The sequence below is a fragment of the Pelomonas nitida genome, assembly GCF_043555975.1.
GTDB classification, from domain to species: domain Bacteria; phylum Pseudomonadota; class Gammaproteobacteria; order Burkholderiales; family Burkholderiaceae_C; genus Pelomonas; species Pelomonas nitida.
On the sequence record NZ_JBIGIA010000080.1, the window covers coordinates 1 to 251 of the forward strand.

At 57.0% G+C, this 251-nt stretch carries 1 protein-coding gene; it reads left to right on the forward strand.

Annotation, left to right across the window (positions count from 1 at the left end; translation table 11 throughout):
• A partial coding sequence (locus tag ACG00X_RS24170) for a helix-turn-helix domain-containing protein (RefSeq protein WP_394492389.1) occupies positions 1 to 223 on the forward strand: 223 nt, incomplete at its 5' end.
• Positions 224 to 251 lie beyond the last annotated feature (28 nt).

Consider the following 251-nt stretch of genomic DNA (forward strand, 5'->3'; position numbering starts at 1 on the left):
CATGGCCATGAAGGGCAAGATTCGCGCGATGCATCTGCGCGAGGGGAAGTCGATCAGTGAGATCGCCAGGCGCACGAGCCTGTCGCGCAACACGATCAAGAAGTGGTTGAAGGAGCCGGCCGAGGCGCCCGAGTTCGACACCAAACAGCCGTTTCGAGCGTTTTCCGCCAGCGGGTCCATTTGGAATCAACAACTTAGGCGCGCATTGGTCGATTTTCTGTAGTGGCACGTTTGCTTATTTGGTGTGTTGG